Raw genomic sequence first — 1,044 nt, 5'->3', positions numbered from 1 at the left:
TAAGTATCAACTAAAAAGTAAACATGTATTCATTACCAAAACCCTTTGAAATCTGCCCAACCCAACGCTCTATTTGATCTGCCTTCATCACCTTAAAATCCCGCCAGTTATACTTCATCTGCTTCCAAACCATCTCAATTCTATTCAGCTCAGGACTATACGCAGGTAGAAAATACAAAGTCGTTGAATACTCTTGTACAAGAAGCTTGCGCCAATCTACCATCTGTTTGCTGCGATGAATCGAGGCATTGTCAACAATCAACACCAAAGGAACTTGATAGCTGCGTTTCACCTGTGCTGCTACACCCATCAAATAGGCATAAAACCAGCGACTGTTAACGGATTCCTGTAGGCAACTGGTGATCAGATGACCCGTTGACAGGAGACAACCCATCACATTAACTCGCTTTAGTCTTACAGCATCAACCGCATGAACATCGCCTATCTTTGTCCACGCATAACGGTTATCTGGCGTAGCCGAAAATCCTGTTTCGTCGACATAGCCCAATACAATTTCACCACGTGCCGCTTGCTCACGTAATGCTTCAATCTGCTGTTGCGCTTGTCCAAATGCGGTCGGGTCTCTTTTTTTTCAAGCTGTGGCGGGTGCGTTTGAAGACCATGCCTGAATCTCGCAAAAACTTGCGAAGAGTTTCAACAGACACGGACACACCGTGTTTTTCATGCAGTTTGACTCGGATTTGTTCTGCATTGAGTGGGCTTGTGTTGACCCACTCTAAGATTTGAGCCTGATAGTTTGAGGTCAGTGTATTGGGACGGCCTGAGCGATGACCTTCTTGAATCGATTCAAACTGATGTAGCTCCCAATGTCGGCGTTGTAGCCTTATGGTTTCTGGGATACGCTCTTGTAACGCAGCAACTTCGGCAACAGTTTTACCTTCGGAAAGCCAGAGAATGGTTTGGGCACGTTGTCTTTCACGCCAATGTGCTGCATGCTTGGTCAGGAGAATTAGTTGTGCACGCTGTTCTAAGCTGAGTGGGACGGTAACAATCCGTGGCATGTGCAAACATCGTTTAACCAAA

At 45.7% G+C, this 1,044-nt stretch carries 2 protein-coding genes; both read right to left on the bottom strand.

From position 1 onward, the window contains the following. Positions 1-10: 10 nt before the first annotated feature. The gene (locus tag FTT83_RS15950) at positions 11-550 is read right to left on the bottom strand and encodes an IS630 family transposase (RefSeq protein ID WP_126038012.1); all 540 of its coding nucleotides are present in this window, start codon (positions 548-550) and stop codon (positions 11-13) included. Further along, on the bottom strand, positions 546-1,022 hold the full coding sequence (locus FTT83_RS15945) for a helix-turn-helix domain-containing protein (RefSeq protein WP_004677047.1): 477 nt from the start codon (positions 1,020-1,022) through the stop codon (positions 546-548). The genes FTT83_RS15950 and FTT83_RS15945 overlap by 5 nt, the downstream gene beginning before the upstream one ends. Between the last annotated feature and the right edge of the window lie 22 nt (positions 1,023-1,044).

The organism is Acinetobacter sp. YH01018 (genome assembly GCF_013420295.1).
Classification (GTDB): domain Bacteria; phylum Pseudomonadota; class Gammaproteobacteria; order Pseudomonadales; family Moraxellaceae; genus Acinetobacter.
Note: the sequence above shows the minus strand (reverse complement) of the source record. Positions and strands in the feature narration are given on the sequence as shown.

Bases quoted from the DNA above. Each gene is read 5' to 3' on its own strand.
- FTT83_RS15945 (WP_004677047.1), bottom strand. From the start codon at position 1,022: ATGCCACGGATTGTTACCGTCCCACTCAGCTTAGAACAGCGTGCACAA.